We start from the raw sequence: 16,300 nt of genomic DNA on the forward strand, positions 1-16,300 counted from the left end.
ATGTATTTTTAGATTATATCACTAGAATGACACTTAAAAAAGGTGAGACACACTGGCTGGTCATGAATATAATAGTCAAAAATTTTATCCCGTTCTATTAAGGCGAAAAACTATGATTATTGGTGTACCTAAAGAAATCAAAAACCATGAATACCGTGTAGGTATGGTTCCTGCGAGTGTTCGTGAACTAGTAAACCATGGCCACCAAGTGTTTGTTGAAACTGATGCTGGTATGGGCATTGGCTTCACTAACGAAGATTATGTTGCAGCTGGTGCTGAAATTTTACCAACAGCAGCAGACGTTTTTGCTAAAGCTGAAATGATCGTTAAAGTAAAAGAGCCACAAGCTGTTGAGCGTGCAATGTTACGCGAAGACCAAATTCTATTTACTTACCTTCACTTAGCACCGGATCTTCCACAAACTGAAGACCTAGTTAAAAGTGGTGCAATCTGTATCGCTTACGAAACAGTAACTGATTCACGTGGCGGTTTACCTCTTCTTGCTCCTATGAGTGAAGTTGCAGGTCGTATGTCTATCCAAGCTGGTGCACAAGCGCTTGAAAAATCAAACCACGGCCGTGGTATGTTACTTGGTGGTGTACCAGGTGTTGAGCCAGCTAAAGTTGTTGTTATCGGCGGCGGCATGGTTGGTCGTAGCGCAGCGCAAATGGCTGTTGGCCTAGGTGCTGATGTTGTTGTTCTTGACCGTAACATCGACGTACTACGTGCATTAGACGCACAGTTTGGTAATAAAGTTAAAGCTATCTACTCTACTGCTGACGCACTAGAAAAACACGTACTAGAAGCTGACCTTGTGATCGGTGGCGTACTAATCCCAGGTGCAGCAGCGCCTAAACTAGTAACAGCTGAGCACATCAAAGCAATGAAGCCTGGTTCTGCAATCGTTGACGTTGCAATCGACCAAGGTGGTTGTATCGCAACTTCTAAAGCGACAACTCACGCTGATCCTACTTACATCGTTGATGACGTTGTTCACTACTGTGTTGCTAACATGCCAGGTGCTGTACCACGTACTTCTACGTTCGCACTTAACAACGCGACATTACCGTTCATCATCAACCTTGCTAACAAAGGCTACAAGAAAGCGCTTCTTGACGATGCAAACTTCTTAAAAGGCTTAAACGTGATCAAAGGTAAAGTTACTTATAAAGAAGTAGCTGAAGCTTTCAACATGGAATATGTTGACCCACGTACAGCAGTTGAAAATGCTTAATTAGCATTATGAAACAAAAAAAGCAGCGATATCGCTGCTTTTTTTATGCCTGTTTGCAAATAAATTAGTTTATCTGCAAACAATTATATTTCTGATTAACGACGCTTAGTTTGTTTAGCGCGTTGATTGTGCTTTTTAACCGCCTTACGGATTTGGTTAATTTTGGCACGTTTGTCTTTACGCTTTTCAGGAATAACCGACAGCTTAGTTTGCGTTTCGCGGCCTAGTTGTACTGTTTTACGTAAATAGTTAACCGTGTCTAAATCAAGCTCAGCCCAACCACCTTGTGGCAAGCGCTTATCAAGCTCTAACTTACCGTAACGAATACGGATAAGACGCGATACTTCAACATCTTGTGATTGCCATAAACGACGTACTTCGCGGTTACGACCTTCTGTTAAAGTGACATTGAACCAACGGTTGATACCTTCACCGCCCATAGGTTTGATGTTTAAGAATTTTGCAGGACCATCTTCAAGCTCAACGCCTTTTGTTAAAGTGCGTAGCGTTTCGTTAGTCACTTCACCAAACACACGAGCTGAGTACTCACGCTCTACTTCGTAGCTTGGGTGCATTAAACGGTTAGCAAGTTCACCATCGTTAGTAAACAGCATTAAACCAGCGGTATTTATATCTAGTCGGCCAACTGCAATCCAACGTTCGCCATCAACACGTGGTAAACGATCAAATACCGTACGACGACCTTCAGGGTCTTTACGTGTACATAGCTCGCCTTCTGGTTTGTTATACATAAGTACACGACAAATACGGTCGGCTTTGTCTTCAATTTTTACTACGTGACCGTCAACTCGAATTACATCGGTTGCTTCAACACGGTCGCCTAAACGTGCCACTTTACCATTCACGCTCACACGGTTGGCATCGATGTATTTTTCCATTTCACGACGTGAACCCACGCCAGCACGGGCTAATACTTTTTGTAACTTTTCAGTTTCTACATTACTCATTCAGATAGTTCTCTCACAGAAGGATCGCTCAATAACTGGTTGATTTTACTCTCCTGAAGTTCAGGTAACGGCGGTAATTCATCTAAACCAGCTAATGAAAAATAATCTAAGAAAGCGGATGTTGTGGCATACAACGCTGGGCGCCCAGGCACCTCTTTGTGGCCAACAACTCTGACCCACTCTCTTTCTAATAAGGTTTTAATAATTCCTGAGCCAACAGCAACCCCCCGTACTTGTTCAATTTCACCACGGGTAATAGGTTGTCTATAGGCAATCAAGGATAAAGTTTCTAGTAGTGCTCGTGAGTATTTAGGTGCGCGCTCTTGCCATAAGTTTGCCAGCCAAGGCGCTAAACTAGCGCAGGCTTGAAACCTGTAACCGCTGCCTACTGCAACAAGCTTAATGCCTCGGGTTTGATAATGCGTTTGAATTTGTTCAATTGCATTATTAATGCGCGGCATAGATACGCTTAAATCAGCTAATACTGTCTCTTTTAAATGACGTTTAGATACAGGTTTTCCAGCAACAAAAATCGCGGCTTCTATGATTTCGATTAACTGTTCATCACTGATACGTTTTGTGGCCATCGCTACTAAAGGTCATTTTAAATCACTAACGCTCTATTATGACAGAAGTCGGCCAAGGTTGGAAAAATTATTGTAAAAAAGCCAGTGTAAAACACTGGCTTTGGGGGATATTTATGAATGGATATTGAAATTAGCTATTTTTAACCATTTCAAGGGCATCATCTTCGGCAACGTCGCTGCCATATTTGCTAATGTAATTAATAAACTCAGTACGGCTTACACGCTTATCTTTGTTGCTATCCATATAGCCAAAGTGATTTGCGATATCGTCGTCATCGGCTTCTTCAATAGAAACATAACCATTTTTGTCGTTATCTAACGATTTAAAGTCATTTTCGATTGGGTCAAATTTAGCGATTTCAGCTTTAAATGCTGATTCAGATACCTCACTATCAGTTGCTACCTTGCCTGTATTTAACTGCATATATGCATTAAATTCAGTACGGCTGATTTGCTCATCCATATTGGTATCGATATTTGAAAAATGATCCCAAATTGCATCATCGTCAGCTTCTACCTTAGAGATATAACCGTCATTGTCATTATCTAGGCTGCCAAAATCGCTGTCGATTTTTGCTAAAGAGTTACTTGCAGAACATGCTGAAAGACTTAGTGCTGCTAAAATTGTTGATGCTAAAGTTAACTTGTTCATAAGACATTTCCTTGTAGTCGATTAGATTCACTTCGACTGTTACAAGTTGAATGCCAAAATGCCTTATTGGCTAAAATCAAGCACTTACAGCCTGGTTAAGTTGAGGTTAAGCCTATGATTTAGCAAGCTTTTCATGGATTACTGTAATTTTTTCATAAAAAAAGCGCTCCGAAGAGCGCTTTTTACAAATAACAAAAATGCCGCTATTAGATAGCTGCGTTTTGGTAACGCTTAACGAAGTCTGTTACTGCTTCGCCATTACATTTTAACGTATTTAAGTTACCAATTTTTTCACGCACAGGTGTTAAACCTTTTTTAAGTGCAGTGATGCAAAGTTGAGTTTCTTTTTGCTCATTTTTAGCAAACACTTCAACAGCTGCTTTTGCTGCTTCTTGTGATTGTGCTTTTTTAGCAATCTCACGGATGTCAGTACCGTTACATAAAATGCTTTTTGAAAAACGTGACATTGAAATGCCATGCTTTGCTGCTTCTTTACGTGCAGCGGTAAACCCTTCGTTCGCACTTAAGCTACATAACTTTGATTCAATACGGTTATCAGCTGAAAAGTAGTGCGGGTTGCTTGCTAATGAGCCAAATGAGATACATGCAAGAGAAAGCATCACTAATTGTTTTTTCATGGTTTACCTTTAAATAGTACATAATATGAACGGATGGTTTGCGCGCATTATATAAACAAAAATCAGTAGATCAACTGAATTATTTATTTAATTTAATAATTAATAGTGAGTTAACAATGTTTTTAAATTAAGCAGCAATTGATCAACATTTACCCAATTTGATTTTCGTAATTAGCTCATGAATAAGCCCTAGTTTGATGATAGAATTGCGCTAAACACTGAAACAAAAATAATAGGTGCACCATGAAGGTAATCTCATTTAACATTAACGGCCTGCGCGCTCGTTTACACCAATTGCAAGCCGTAATTGATAAACATCAACCAGATATTATTGGCTTACAAGAAATCAAAGTACATGATGAGGCCTTCCCTCTCGAAGACGTGCAAAAAATGGGTTATCACGTTTATTTTCACGGTCAAAAAGCGCATTACGGCGTGGCTATGTTATGTAAACAAGAGCCAAAATCAGTTGTTAAAGGCTTTGCAACCGATACCGACGAATCACAGCGTCGTATGATCAGTGTTACCGTGACACAAGAAAATGGTCGTGACCTAACGGTGATGAATGGCTACTTCCCGCAAGGGGATAATATTGCCCACGAAACCAAATTCCCTTATAAGCGTCAATTCTATAAAGATTTAATGACTCACTTAGAAGATAACCACACGCCAGAGCAAGATGTTATTGTGATGGGCGACATTAATATTTCACCGACCGATCTCGACATTGGTATTGGTGAACCAAACCGTAAGCGCTGGTTAAAAACAGGTAAGTGTTCGTTCCAACCTGAAGAGCGTGAATGGTTAAGCACTTTATTAAACTGGGGCTTTAAAGATACCTTCCGTGAACTTTACCCAGAAAAAACTGAGCAATACTCGTGGTTTGATTACCGCTCAAAAGGTTTTGATGACAACCGCGGTCTGCGTATTGATGTGATCTTAGCAACCCCTGCTCTTGCTGAGCGTTGTGTTGAGTCTGGTATCGATTACGAATTACGTGGTATCGAAAAACCATCTGATCATGCGCCAATTTGGTCAACATTTAACGCATGATAGACACACTGCAATGGCAGCTCCCTTTGTGGAGCTGTGTGGCTCTAATACTTTGGCTCAGCTTTGATAAGCAAAGCGCATCACAATTATTGGCAACGCCAATAAGACAAGTTGGTGTGCTCGCATGTGCTTTAGTACTTGCGGTACTGTGGCGCATTAAAGCGGGGATATTGCCTGGCCTCGAATTGCATATTTTAGGGGTCACTGCAGTGACCCTAATTTTAGGCTGGCGACTGGCTATTTTTGCAAGCCTTCTTGCAAGTTTACTCTTGGTATTAGTCGCTCAGTTGCCAGTATCAATACTGCCAGTGCATTTATTGTTTACTGCTTTTTTACCAATTACATTGAGCTATTTGTGTTTTGTGCTTTGCTATAGCTACCTGCCGAGACACTTTTTTATTTATATCTTTTTATGCGCGTTTTTAACCGCTGCTGTTATCGCCTGTATTAAAATACTTACCAGCGGTGTGTTTTATTACTTGCTTGGTGATTACAGTTTTATTGAGATTTCAGAAAACTATCTGATCCTGTGTGCCATAATTTGGTTTCCTGAAGCAATGCTCAATGGCATGGCCATTACCTTGATGATCACCTATCGCCCTCATTGGGTTAAAACCTTTTATGATAAGGACTATTTAGACTCATGAGTCTTCACTATCACTGCCCGCTTTGCAAACTTGAACTTACTCTAAACGACAAAACTTACCGTTGTGACAACAACCACAGTTTTGATATCGCCAAAGAGGGTTATGTCAATTTACTTCCCGTGCAAAATAAAAAGTCTAAACAACCAGGCGATAATCTTGAAATGGTGCAAGCTCGCCGCGCTTTTTTAAGTGCCGGACACTATTTGTTTTTACAGCAAGCTTTAGCAGAGCTAGTGGCATCTCTCGAACCAAGTTCAGTTATTGATTTAGGCTGTGGTGAAGGCTTTTACACTCAAGCAATTGCAGCGCAGTCGAGTGCCGATGTATATGGTGTTGATATTTCTAAGCCCGCGGTAAAATACGCCGCTAAGCGTTACGAAAATGCGCATTTTAGTGTCGCGTCGATTAGCCAAGCCCCTTTTGCAGATGCGCAGGCTGATGTGCTTGTTAGTGTGTTTGCCCCTTTATTTGCACAAGAACTTGCTCGCCTTGCCAAACCGCAAGCTAGTTTAATTGTTGCAAGCCCTGGCCCTTGGCACCTTAAAGAGTTAAAAGCGTTTATTTATGCCGATGTAAAACCGCATACAGAGATAGAATCACCAGCAGGCTTCAGCAAAGAGTCGATAAACTTGTTAGAGCAACAAGTGCTGTTGTCTGTCGATGAGATAAAACATTTAATTATGATGACGCCATTTGCGTGGAAGTTTCGCCCAGAGCATTGGCAGCAGATAGAGCAACAAGGCCCACAAAAAGTAACGTTATCGTTTTATGTGAGCCAGTTTGTTCGCGATTAGAAGTGTTCTTTAGTGAAGGCTTTATCCATTTTTTCGAACATATCTTTTAATAATTGAGCTAAGTCAGTGTAGCGTGGTTTTTCAGTCGTTAATTGTGACTGATAACCATGCGCCTTCATTTTACTGTGCAACTCGGTATACCAACTTAACATTGCTGGTTCTAAACGCGTTTCTGCACGGCGGCCTAGCCACAACAAACCTTGAAGTGGTAGTGATAAAAAGAAAAGCGCAATAGTGATAGCTTGTGGAAAATAATCACTACCTAAGTAATTCACTTGCATAAAAACGGTCAGCATTGCCAATATTGGCATCACTGTAATTGCCAGATCAGTGGCCTTGATCACTCTAAATTCGGCAAACAATGGAGCGAGCTCTTGTCGCATCGGCCATTTTTTAGCGTACTGACGACCTGTTTGCACTTGTGACATGACACCTTTTTGCATCATCACTCCTAGGGTTTTCAACTTGTTTCACAACCGAGTGTAACACACTCCCGGATACAATCCCTGCAAAACCTGTCCTAGTTTTAATACCAAATTAATGGTTAGGAGACTAACGTTTAAAGTCTAAATGAGATAAAATGTTATCGGCTTAAGTCAACCAGACTTTAGTATAATTACAGCCTAGCTTTGTTAAGTGTAGCAACAAAATACTTATTTACTATACTGGCAAAGAATTCTAATTATCAAGCCTTAATATACACTGACTGATATCGTACTTTTAGGACCTAGCTATGTCGACGCCCCTTTGCTCACCACAACATGTTTTAGTACTGAACTGTGGTAGTTCAAGTTTAAAATTTGCCATTTTAGATGCCGCCACTTCTGACGAAGTTATTTCTGGTTTAGCTGAGCGCCTTGGCTCAGACACGCCTTCAATCAAATATAAATATAATGGTGAAAAACAACTTATTGAGCTTGCAAAGGGCCAAGCCCACGATGCAGCAATTGCTGAGCTTGTGAAGCTAGTTAATGAGCTAGGCCTTGCGGATAATTTAATTGCTGTAGGTCATCGTGTTGTACACGGTGGTGAGCATTTCACTGAATCTGTGCTTATCGACGATGATGTACTTGCAGCTATCGAAAAAACAGCTGCACTTGCACCACTTCATAACCCAGCCAACTTATTGGGTATTCGTACTGCACAGCAAGCGTTCTCAGCGCTGCCACAAATTGCTGTATTTGATACGGCATTTCACCAAAGCATGCCAAATATTGCTTACTTATACGCCCTACCTTACTCGCTTTATAAAGAGCACGGCGTAAGACGTTATGGGTTCCATGGCACGAGCCATTATTATGTTGCAGGTGAAGCGGCAAAATTATTAGGCAAAGAGCGCGAGCAAACCAATGTGATCAGTGCACATTTAGGTAATGGCTGTTCGGTATGTGCGATTAAAGATGGTAAGAGTGTTGATACCAGTATGGGTCTTACACCGCTTGAAGGCTTAGTGATGGGTACCCGCAGTGGTAGTATCGACCCTGGTTTATTCACGTTTTTAACTCAGCAACTAAATTATTCAGTGCAAGAAATTGATGATTTACTTAATAAACAAAGTGGTTTGTTAGGTATTAGTGAATTATCAAATGATTGTCGCACTATTGAAGAAGCCGCCGTTGAGGGCCACCCACAAGCGAACCTTGCACTCGATATTTTTTGCTACCGTTTAGCAAAACAAATCGCCGCATTCTTGGTGCCAGTACAACGCCTTGATGCACTTATTTTCACCGGTGGTATTGGTGAAAACTCAGATATCATTCGTGACAAAGTAATCACTCAATTAGGCTTTTTAGGCCTTGAGTGTGACGAAGCTGCAAACTTAGCGGCACGTTTTGGTAAAGAAGGCTTAATCTCAAAAGACCAAGCCCACGCGAAAGCGTTTGTGATCCCGACTAACGAAGAATGGGTTATTGCTAACGATGCAGCCCGTATTGCAAAGGAGGGTTAAGTAAATGGCACGTAGAATTATGTTGATCCCTATTTCGACTGGGGTTGGTTTAACATCTGTATCTGTTGGTTTAGTGCGCGCACTTGAGCAAAAAGCGCTTAAAGTGAACTTTTTCAAACCAATTGCGCAGCCGCGCTCTGGCGATACAGGACCTGAAAAGTCGACGCAAATTGTCACCCATGGCTCGCCAATTAATCCGCCGACACCATTTGAGCTTAGCTATGCAGAGCAAATGATAGGTGATGGTAAAGGCGACGATTTACTAGAAGAAATCGTAGAGCGCTTTGAAAGTACCATTAAAGAAGACGAAATTGCTATTATCGAAGGTATGGTGCCAACACGCCGTCAGCCTTATGCAGGCCGTGTAAACCGTGAAATCGCGCAAACACTGGGTGCTGATATTGTTTTTGTTTTAACACCTAGTAACGATAGCAACGACCAAATTGAAGACCGTTTAGAAATTGCCTCAGGCAACTATGGCGGTGTTAACCACCCTCGCGTGCTAGGTTGTATTTTCAATAAAGTTAATGCACCTTTAGATGACGAAGGTCGCGCACGTGCAGACCTTGTTGAAGCCCATGAGCCTGAGCAACTTGAAAACGAATTAAACCGTTTAGCATCATTGCCTATTTTCAGAAAACACCCATTTAAATTATTAGGTTCAATCCCGTGGGATTTCGACCTAGTAGCGCCACGTGTACGTGATTTATGTGAATACCTAAAGGCCGAAGTTATTAACGAAGGCGACATGGCTCACCGTCGTTTACGTCGCGTTACTTTCTGTGCTCGTACTGTATCGAATATTTTAAGCCACTTTACCCCGGGTGCATTACTAGTTACTCCGGGCGATCGCTCTGATGTACTCGTTGCCGCTTGTTTATCAGCCATGAATGGTACCAAGCTTGGGGCTATTTTATTAACCGGTGGCTTTAAACCTGAAGATCGCATTATGAAATTGTGCGAACAAGCTATGAATACCGGCCTGCCGATTCTTGCAACACAAGAAGATACGTGGCGCACGTCTTTATTACTGCACAACTTCAATATGGAAGTACCGTGCGATGATGACCAACGTATCGATAAAGTAAAAGATCACAACGCTAGTAACATTGACTCTGACTGGTTAGACAGCCTTGCACAAAGTGTTGGTCGTACTCGTAAAATGTCTCCGCCAGCGTTTCGCTTCTTACTAACAGATAAAGCCCGTCAAGCGAAGAAAACGGTTGTTTTACCTGAAGGTAATGAGCCACGCACGATTAAAGCCGCTGCAATTTGTGGTCAACGTGGCATTGCAAAAACAATCCTACTTGGTGACAAAGAAGAAATTTTACGTATTGCTGAGCAACAAGGTGTTGAGCTTAACGATAACGTAACCATTGTTGAACCAGGTGATGTGATCAACGATTACGTTGCGCCTATGGTCGAAATTCGTAAAAACAAAGGCTTAACAGAGGTGGTTGCCCAAGAGCAATTACTGGATAACGTGGTGCTTGGTACTATGATGCTTGAACAAGGCAAAGTAGATGGCCTTGTGTCGGGTGCGGTAAATACCACAGCCAACACAATTCGCCCACCGCTACAGTTAATTAAAACTGCACCGGGTTCATCGTTGGTATCATCAGTGTTCTTTATGCTGTTACCTGATCAAGTTCTGGTTTACGGTGACTGTGCTATCAACCCTGATCCAACGGCAGAGCAACTGGCCGATATCGCGATTCAATCAGCGGATTCAGCGGCCGCGTTTGGTATTGAGCCTCGTGTTGCAATGATCAGCTACAGTACGGGTACCTCGGGTTCAGGTGCTGACGTAGAAAAAGTGCGTGAAGCCACTAAGCTTGCCCAGCAAAAGCGCCCTGATTTAGTGATTGATGGCCCGCTTCAGTACGACGCTGCAATTATGGAAAACGTAGCACTTAAAAAAGCACCAGACAGCCCGGTTGCAGGTAAAGCAACAGTGTTTGTATTCCCTGATTTAAATACGGGTAATACAACCTATAAAGCCGTACAACGTAGTGCCGATTTAATTAGTATTGGCCCTATGCTGCAAGGTATGCGTAAGCCGGTAAATGACTTGAGTCGTGGTGCATTAGTAGACGACATTGTTTACACCATTGCCCTTACAGCGATTCAAGCTAAGCAAGTTGAAAGCTTAGAAAATTAACCCTTCAAAATTTAGGCTAATTTATAAAACCTTTATAAATTAGCCTATTAGCTTCTTTATACTGACCTATTCCCATATTTATCCACAGATTCTGTGGACAACCTCAACAGCGATATTGAGTAAAACCTCAGCAATCAAAATTATTGCGCTTTATCTTAACTTTGTTTACCTATACTATAAATTCAAAGGCTTCAAAGATAGGATCGCAGATGTCAAAACAAACGTTACAACTTCATAGTGAAGAACTTACCATTCATAGTTTAGATGTCGATGCGACGATTGATCCTGCCTTACTCCAACAAGCTATTTTCTTTATTGCAAAAACGGCTGATGAGCTGTCTATTGTCTGCCCAAGTAGTTTCCAGCTCGACAGTCTGGACCAAGAAACCGACTGGCAAGCACTTGAAGTTATTGGCCCACTTGGTTTTTCGTTAACTGGTATTATGGCGAACATTTCTGGCGTGCTAGCAAAAGCATCGATTTCGATTTTTGCTTTATCAACCTACGATACAGATTATGTATTGGTGAAAAAGCAAAGTATGACAAAAGCTATTACAGCCCTGAAAAAAGACGGTTACCATGTGCTAGGTGATGTTAAATAAGCCATGACTAACGAAGTTCAATACTTACCCGAACGCAGCCTCAGAAAAGCGCGCTGCATGGCCATTAAAAGCCCATTTACCGGGCGTGTAAAAAGCATTAACGAGCATCCTGAGCCATTTTTTCGTTTTGCCACCCTTGGCCCAGGGATTAGTGTTGAACTAACTAGCCACAACATAATCGCGCCATTCGATGGCACCCTATTACAAGTTAAAAATGCCGGTAAAGAATACATTTTACAGGCAAAAAACGGTTTAAAAGTTTTATTAAACTTATCGTTTTCATCGGTTGAAGAACATATCAACCACACCAATATTGCTAAATTAAACGGCAGTAAAATTAGCAAAGGTGAACGATTAGCCTATTTTGATTTACGCGAGCTGAGCAGCCCTATGCTTGGCACACTGTGCGTTCTCAATAGCCAACACCTTGGACCCCTATATTATTCACTATCTCAGGTCACTGCTGGGGTAGACACATTACTCACTGTAACTAAAAAGTAGAATTTATGACTATCATGTACGGTATCAGCAACTGCGATACAATCAAAAAAGCCAAGAAATATTTAACTGATAACAATCAAGAATTTACTTTCCATGATTACCGTAAAGACGGCATTAGTGCTGAGCTAGTTAACGAATTTGCAGCGCACATTGATTGGCAAGAATTAGTTAATAAACGCGGCACAACTTACCGTCAATTATCTGATGAGCAAAAGCAAAACCTAGATAAAGAATCTGCATTAGCATTGCTGGTTGAGCAACCTGCGATGATCAAGCGCCCGGTACTTGTGCATAACGGCCAATACCACTTAGGTTTTAAAGCAGCTCAATACGATGAGATCTTTGCCTAATGACTCACCCTGTTATTGAACTTGCTCAAGCGCTTATTCAGCGTGAATCAGTAACGCCTGAAGATGCTGGTTGCCAAGCGTTAATGAACGAACGCCTTGAAAAACTAGGCTTTAATATTGAATCACTGTTTTTCACTGATACCTTGAATACTTGGGCTCGTAAGGGAGATGCATCACCGCATTTTTGTTTTGCTGGTCACACAGATGTTGTACCAACAGGTCCTGCAAAAAATTGGCAGCACCCGCCTTTTTCAGCACTGGTAAAAGACGGTATGTTACATGGCCGCGGTGCAGCCGATATGAAAGGCTCTTTAGCTGCTATGGTGGTTGCCACAGAGCGTTTTGTGACTAAACACCCAGATCATAAAGGGTCAATTTCGTTTTTAATTACTTCTGATGAAGAAGGCCCGTTTATCAACGGTACAACCCGTGTTATCGATACTCTTGAAGCACGTGGTGAGAAGATTGATTTATGCCTAGTTGGCGAACCCTCTTCACGTGATGTGCTTGGTGATGTAGTAAAAAATGGTCGTCGCGGTTCTTTAACTGGCTTTTTAACCGTGAAAGGTGTGCAAGGCCATGTTGCTTACCCGCATTTAGCGCAAAACCCAATTCATTTAGCTGCTCCTGCGTTAACTGAGCTGAGTCAAACCGAGTGGGATCAAGGTAACGAATTTTTCCCTGCAACGAGCTTTCAAGTTTCGAATATTAACGGTGGCACTGGTGCCGGTAATGTGATCCCAGGTGAACTTGAAATTCAATTTAACTTTCGCTTTAGCACCGAAGTAACTCACCAACAGCTACAGCAGCGAGTGGTTGATATTGTTGAGAAACACAACCTGAATTACGAGCTAAATTGGATTGTCAATGGACTGCCGTTTTTAACCGATCATGGCCCGTTAGTTGATGCCACCGTGCACGCTATTAAGCAGGTGACGGGACGCGACACCGCACTTGAAACCACCGGCGGTACTTCTGATGGCCGCTTTATCGCGCAAACGGGCGCCAAAGTCATTGAGCTTGGTCCGCGTAATGAAACTATTCATAAAGTAGATGAATGTGTTAGCACCGATGATTTAATTCAACTAGCAGATATTTACGAAGTCATTTTAGAGCAACTGCTTACATGAACCAAACCGAGCTTAAACAATGCGCCACGGGGTTAAGTAGCTCACATTTAGTTGAGCTACAAAATCATCGCTTGCATCGTGATATTGTTAATGATTTTTTAGCTCTGCAGCAAGGAGCAAAAGAAGCAGGTATTGATCTGACAATTGCCTCAAGCTTTCGCGACTTTCATCGTCAAAGTGCTATTTGGAATGCTAAATTTCAGGGCCTTCGACCGGTTTACACCCTTGAGCAACAAACGGTAGATTTAGAAAGCCTAAGTGATACTGAAAAGTGCCACGCTATTATGCTTTACTCAGCACTTCCAGGGGCAAGCAGACACCACTTTGGTACCGACCTCGATATCTACGATATCCGCCCTATTGACGATGATTATCAGCTGCAATTAACGCCTGATGAGTATTCGCCCACAGGACCCTTTGCCAAGCTTGCGATATGGCTTGATAATAACCTCGAAAAGTATGGTTTTTATCGCCCTTACCAAGAATACAAAGGCGGGGTTGCCCCTGAGCCTTGGCATATCAGCCATATCGGTGTATCTGCTAAGATGATGGAGTATTTATCAGTTGCAACATTACAGCACTGTATTGAACAAAGTGAGCTCAGCGGCAAGCAAGCGATACTAGCTGAACTTAACACCCTTTATGAACGCTACGTATTAAATATTAATACGCCCTAATTTTAGCAATTAAAAACACCAGTACAGCGCCAAGAATTAAGGCGCTGGCTAAAACTAAACGCGCTGTTAATTGCTCATCTAAAACCACCACCCCAGCTAATGTGGCAAGCACAGGCACGGTTAGCTGCACTACACCTGCTTGGCTACTTTTAAGCCTAGGTAATGCTATGTACCAAATGCTATAACCAAGCCCGGATGCAAGCGCTCCTGAAGCTATCGCTAAATAAACCCCACTCGCAGTAATACCTTGCCAATCAACCACGGCTAGAAACACTAAAATTGGCACGAGTATTAAACTTCTTAGAAAGTTAAAGCTGGTTGCTTGCAACGGTGAGCTGCATGATTTTCCGCGAATACTGTAAACACCCCATGCCACGCCACTTAACGCCATAAGCATTGCAGGCATGAAAGAAGGCACTGTGGCTGAGGGCAGCATTAAGTAAATAAAACCCGCAAAAGCGGTAAACAAAGCCCCCCACTGCACTTTACTGAGTGGTTCTTTATTTAAAACACTATGGCCTATCATGGTTAACTGTACTGCTGAAAATAAGATAAGTGCGCCTGTGCCTGTGTTTAAATCAACATAGGCAACTGAAAAGCACAGCGCGTAAACAAATAAACTAAGGGCACTGATATTGTTACCTTTATCGGTTAAAGGTTGTGCTGATTGTGATTTTGATCTCAATAAAGTTGTTTGCCATAAAAGTAAGCCAAGCAACATAAACGCCCCACTGGCTAAGCGAATAGCAGTGAAACTTAACGGATCAATATCACCACTTTGTAATGCCATTCGGCACAGCAAAGAGTTAGCTGCAAACGCACAAAGTGCAATCAAGGTATACAGTATGGTGCTCAACAAATGAGTTATCCTTTTGGTTTTAAAAAAGATAAGACCTAAAATTAGACAATTAACTTACGATTTTTTACATAATTTATCATAGAAGGTTAAGCCGCGTATGCTAATCTCAGTACATTGTTTAAAAGGAGTGTTCAGTGCATCGACGTTTATTTATTGGAGCTGCTCTACTGTTATCTGGTTGCAGTACCATAGGTATTACTGATCTATTCCAAGATTATGCGACGCAGCTAAGACCTGTGCGCCAAGCTGTTTCTCAGAATAACATAGCAAGTGCGCAGCAACTTTTGCCAAGTAACAGCCGAGGCCATAGTAACTATTTATTAAATCAGCTTGAAACAGCTCGTCTTGAATTTTTGGCTAAACAAAATTCTCAGGCCAATGAGACCTTTGAAGCTGTTTATCAAAATATGGAAAAAAAGCGTCAAGCAGCCAAAGTACAGCTAAGTGCAGGCCTTGAGCAAACAAATTCATTATTAACCAATGACTCAGTGATTGGTTATGAGCCAGCAGCCTATGAAATGACGATGCTGCATAGCTACAAAGCACTGAGTTATGTATTTAATAAACAACTTGAATCTGCATTAGTTGAAGTTAGGCGTGCTAATAAAGTGCAAGAAGATGCACTAAAAGACAACCAAGCCGTACTTTATGAACAAGCAGAAAAGGCCGCTGAAGGTTACCCTGATATGGCTGAGCTAATTGGTAATGTCAAAAATGGCTTTCAAAATGCCTTTACGTTTTATTTGTCTGGCCTACTTTATGAGGCAGATAAACAGTTTGATGATGCCTATATCGATTATAAAAAAGCACTCGAAATAAATAGCGAAAATAGCTACTTACAGCAAACAGTGTTACGCCTTGCCAAAAAACAAGGGTTTGATCAGGACTTTGAAGAATTTAGCAAACGCTTTGGCAAGCTAAAACAGACTCAAGCAAACACGGGCCAAGTAATTGTAATTGCAGAGCAAGGTTTGATACCAGCAAGGCAAGAGTTTCATTTACGATTACCCATTTATACCTCCCGTGGTGATGCACGCTTTTACAGTATTGCGATGCCAGTTTATCGCGATGCGCCTTATGCAGGCAGTGATAAAACAGTGACATTCGATGGCGAAAATTTGCCACTGACGCCCATTGTTAGGCTTGAAGCCTTGGCAGCAAAAACTTTGAAAGATCAAAGTGCTGGCAGAATAACCCGCCAAGTTATGCGTTTGGTTGCAAAAGAAAAGATGCGCGCAGAATTGGCAAGAAGCGGCGGCGATGTCGGTAATATTTTAGCGAATATTTATAACATTGCATCAGAGCAGGCTGATACGCGAAGTTGGTCTACTTTACCAAGTCAACTGAGTATTGCGCAGCACGCGATGCCAGCAGGTCAGCACGCTTTAACCGTGCCAGGGCATGGCGAAATAGACTTTGCGGTTAGTAAGCAAGGGTTAACCTTGATTTTTCTAACCTCTATAAATAACTACTACGACACACATGTCGTACAACTCTAG

18 protein-coding genes are annotated in these 16,300 nt (G+C 41.9%); 12 read left to right on the top strand and 6 right to left on the bottom strand.

Features of this window, described 5'->3' with window-relative positions; all coding sequences use genetic code 11:
• Nucleotides 1-112 precede the first annotated feature (112 nt).
• Nucleotides 113-1,234 carry an alanine dehydrogenase gene (gene ald / locus WA256_RS12735; RefSeq protein ID WP_062565163.1) on the top strand — a complete coding sequence of 374 codons (1,122 nt, stop codon included), beginning with the start codon at nucleotides 113-115 and terminating at the stop codon, nucleotides 1,232-1,234.
• Nucleotides 1,235-1,329: 95 nt separating this feature from the next.
• Here ald and rluB read toward each other — a convergent pair whose 3' ends face one another.
• From rluB to WA256_RS12755, 4 genes are all read right to left on the bottom strand, one after another.
• Complete coding sequence (rluB, locus tag WA256_RS12740) at nucleotides 1,330-2,202, bottom strand: 23S rRNA pseudouridine(2605) synthase RluB (protein WP_055198703.1); 873 nt, start codon at nucleotides 2,200-2,202, stop codon at nucleotides 1,330-1,332.
• Nucleotides 2,199-2,789: an SMC-Scp complex subunit ScpB gene (scpB, locus tag WA256_RS12745; protein WP_062565162.1), complete on the bottom strand. Its 591-nt coding sequence runs from the start codon at nucleotides 2,787-2,789 to the stop codon at nucleotides 2,199-2,201. Before scpB ends, rluB begins: the two co-directional genes overlap by 4 nt.
• Before the next feature lie 130 nt (nucleotides 2,790-2,919).
• A complete protein-coding gene (locus WA256_RS12750) occupies nucleotides 2,920-3,441 on the bottom strand; it encodes an EF-hand domain-containing protein (RefSeq protein ID WP_062565161.1) in 522 nt (173 codons plus the stop codon).
• A 206-nt stretch (nucleotides 3,442-3,647) separates the two neighbouring features.
• Nucleotides 3,648-4,079, bottom strand: a complete 432-nt coding sequence (locus WA256_RS12755) for a hypothetical protein (protein ID WP_054561271.1) — start codon at nucleotides 4,077-4,079, stop codon at nucleotides 3,648-3,650.
• Nucleotides 4,080-4,322: 243 nt separating this feature from the next.
• Here WA256_RS12755 and xthA point away from each other — a divergent pair, with 243 nt between their 5' ends.
• Genes xthA through WA256_RS12770 form a run of 3 tightly spaced genes read left to right on the top strand, consistent with a single transcriptional unit; the run spans nucleotide 4,323 to nucleotide 6,573 of the window.
• On the top strand, nucleotides 4,323-5,132 hold the full coding sequence (xthA, locus tag WA256_RS12760) for an exodeoxyribonuclease III (RefSeq protein WP_054552965.1): 810 nt from the start codon (nucleotides 4,323-4,325) through the stop codon (nucleotides 5,130-5,132).
• Nucleotides 5,129-5,779 carry an energy-coupling factor ABC transporter permease gene (locus WA256_RS12765; protein ID WP_152996508.1) on the top strand — a complete coding sequence of 217 codons (651 nt, stop codon included), beginning with the start codon at nucleotides 5,129-5,131 and terminating at the stop codon, nucleotides 5,777-5,779. The genes xthA and WA256_RS12765 overlap by 4 nt, the downstream gene beginning before the upstream one ends.
• Nucleotides 5,776-6,573 carry a putative RNA methyltransferase gene (locus tag WA256_RS12770; protein ID WP_062565160.1) on the top strand — a complete coding sequence of 266 codons (798 nt, stop codon included), beginning with the start codon at nucleotides 5,776-5,778 and terminating at the stop codon, nucleotides 6,571-6,573. The genes WA256_RS12765 and WA256_RS12770 overlap by 4 nt, the downstream gene beginning before the upstream one ends.
• Here the strand turns inward: WA256_RS12770 and yfbV are convergent.
• Nucleotides 6,570-7,016 (bottom strand): terminus macrodomain insulation protein YfbV, encoded by a 447-nt coding sequence (gene yfbV / locus WA256_RS12775; RefSeq protein ID WP_054552963.1) that lies wholly within the window; start codon nucleotides 7,014-7,016, stop codon nucleotides 6,570-6,572. The two genes, WA256_RS12770 and yfbV, sit on opposite strands and share 4 nt — an antisense overlap.
• A 290-nt stretch (nucleotides 7,017-7,306) precedes the next feature.
• On the opposite strand from yfbV, the gene WA256_RS12780 reads away from it, so the two are divergent.
• The 7 genes from WA256_RS12780 to WA256_RS12810 all read left to right on the top strand — a co-directional run bounded on the left by WA256_RS12780 (nucleotide 7,307) and on the right by WA256_RS12810 (nucleotide 13,942).
• The gene (locus WA256_RS12780) at nucleotides 7,307-8,521 is read left to right on the top strand and encodes an acetate kinase (protein WP_138519655.1); all 1,215 of its coding nucleotides are present in this window, start codon (nucleotides 7,307-7,309) and stop codon (nucleotides 8,519-8,521) included.
• Nucleotides 8,522-8,525: 4 nt separating this feature from the next.
• Nucleotides 8,526-10,682, top strand: coding sequence for a phosphate acetyltransferase (pta, locus tag WA256_RS12785; RefSeq protein ID WP_130166282.1), 2,157 nt, complete (start codon nucleotides 8,526-8,528; stop codon nucleotides 10,680-10,682).
• A 209-nt stretch (nucleotides 10,683-10,891) separates the two neighbouring features.
• Complete coding sequence (locus tag WA256_RS12790; protein WP_138519654.1) at nucleotides 10,892-11,284, top strand: ACT domain-containing protein; 393 nt, start codon at nucleotides 10,892-10,894, stop codon at nucleotides 11,282-11,284.
• Between the two features lie 3 nt (nucleotides 11,285-11,287).
• A complete protein-coding gene (locus WA256_RS12795; protein WP_062565157.1) occupies nucleotides 11,288-11,785 on the top strand; it encodes a PTS glucose transporter subunit IIA in 498 nt (165 codons plus the stop codon).
• 5 nt (nucleotides 11,786-11,790) lie between these two features.
• Nucleotides 11,791-12,135, top strand: coding sequence for an ArsC family reductase (locus WA256_RS12800; protein WP_138519653.1), 345 nt, complete (start codon nucleotides 11,791-11,793; stop codon nucleotides 12,133-12,135).
• Nucleotides 12,135-13,265, top strand: coding sequence for a succinyl-diaminopimelate desuccinylase (dapE, locus tag WA256_RS12805; protein WP_138519652.1), 1,131 nt, complete (start codon nucleotides 12,135-12,137; stop codon nucleotides 13,263-13,265). The genes WA256_RS12800 and dapE overlap by 1 nt, the downstream gene beginning before the upstream one ends.
• Nucleotides 13,262-13,942, top strand: a complete 681-nt coding sequence (locus WA256_RS12810) for a M15 family metallopeptidase (protein ID WP_138519651.1) — start codon at nucleotides 13,262-13,264, stop codon at nucleotides 13,940-13,942. The genes dapE and WA256_RS12810 overlap by 4 nt, the downstream gene beginning before the upstream one ends.
• On the opposite strand, the gene WA256_RS12815 is transcribed toward WA256_RS12810, so the two are convergent.
• Nucleotides 13,929-14,798 (bottom strand): DMT family transporter, encoded by an 870-nt coding sequence (locus tag WA256_RS12815; RefSeq protein ID WP_138519650.1) that lies wholly within the window; start codon nucleotides 14,796-14,798, stop codon nucleotides 13,929-13,931. The genes WA256_RS12810 and WA256_RS12815 overlap by 14 nt on opposite strands.
• Nucleotides 14,799-14,935: 137 nt before the next feature.
• Here WA256_RS12815 and WA256_RS12820 point away from each other — a divergent pair, with 137 nt between their 5' ends.
• On the top strand, nucleotides 14,936-16,300 hold the full coding sequence (locus tag WA256_RS12820) for a COG3014 family protein (RefSeq protein WP_138519649.1): 1,365 nt from the start codon (nucleotides 14,936-14,938) through the stop codon (nucleotides 16,298-16,300).

It is taken from the genome of Pseudoalteromonas sp. CH_XMU1449-3, from assembly GCF_037027245.1.
Taxonomy (GTDB): domain Bacteria; phylum Pseudomonadota; class Gammaproteobacteria; order Enterobacterales; family Alteromonadaceae; genus Pseudoalteromonas; species Pseudoalteromonas shioyasakiensis.

Excerpts from the sequence above, each read along its gene's own strand:
- WA256_RS12790 (WP_138519654.1), top strand. The coding sequence starts at position 10,892 with ATGTCAAAACAAACGTTACAACTTCATAGTGAAGAACTTACCATTCAT.
- pta (WP_130166282.1), top strand. The coding sequence starts at position 8,526 with ATGGCACGTAGAATTATGTTGATCCCTATTTCGACTGGGGTTGGTTTA.
- scpB (WP_062565162.1), bottom strand. The coding sequence starts at position 2,789 with ATGGCCACAAAACGTATCAGTGATGAACAGTTAATCGAAATCATAGAA.
- WA256_RS12765 (WP_152996508.1), top strand. The coding sequence starts at position 5,129 with ATGATAGACACACTGCAATGGCAGCTCCCTTTGTGGAGCTGTGTGGCT.
- yfbV (WP_054552963.1), bottom strand. The coding sequence starts at position 7,016 with ATGCAAAAAGGTGTCATGTCACAAGTGCAAACAGGTCGTCAGTACGCT.
- WA256_RS12770 (WP_062565160.1), top strand. The coding sequence starts at position 5,776 with ATGAGTCTTCACTATCACTGCCCGCTTTGCAAACTTGAACTTACTCTA.
- WA256_RS12800 (WP_138519653.1), top strand. The coding sequence starts at position 11,791 with ATGACTATCATGTACGGTATCAGCAACTGCGATACAATCAAAAAAGCC.
- WA256_RS12810 (WP_138519651.1), top strand. The coding sequence starts at position 13,262 with ATGAACCAAACCGAGCTTAAACAATGCGCCACGGGGTTAAGTAGCTCA.
- WA256_RS12795 (WP_062565157.1), top strand. The coding sequence starts at position 11,288 with ATGACTAACGAAGTTCAATACTTACCCGAACGCAGCCTCAGAAAAGCG.
- xthA (WP_054552965.1), top strand. The coding sequence starts at position 4,323 with ATGAAGGTAATCTCATTTAACATTAACGGCCTGCGCGCTCGTTTACAC.
- WA256_RS12780 (WP_138519655.1), top strand. The coding sequence starts at position 7,307 with ATGTCGACGCCCCTTTGCTCACCACAACATGTTTTAGTACTGAACTGT.
- rluB (WP_055198703.1), bottom strand. The coding sequence starts at position 2,202 with ATGAGTAATGTAGAAACTGAAAAGTTACAAAAAGTATTAGCCCGTGCT.
- WA256_RS12750 (WP_062565161.1), bottom strand. The coding sequence starts at position 3,441 with ATGAACAAGTTAACTTTAGCATCAACAATTTTAGCAGCACTAAGTCTT.
- WA256_RS12755 (WP_054561271.1), bottom strand. The coding sequence starts at position 4,079 with ATGAAAAAACAATTAGTGATGCTTTCTCTTGCATGTATCTCATTTGGC.
- dapE (WP_138519652.1), top strand. The coding sequence starts at position 12,135 with ATGACTCACCCTGTTATTGAACTTGCTCAAGCGCTTATTCAGCGTGAA.
- ald (WP_062565163.1), top strand. The coding sequence starts at position 113 with ATGATTATTGGTGTACCTAAAGAAATCAAAAACCATGAATACCGTGTA.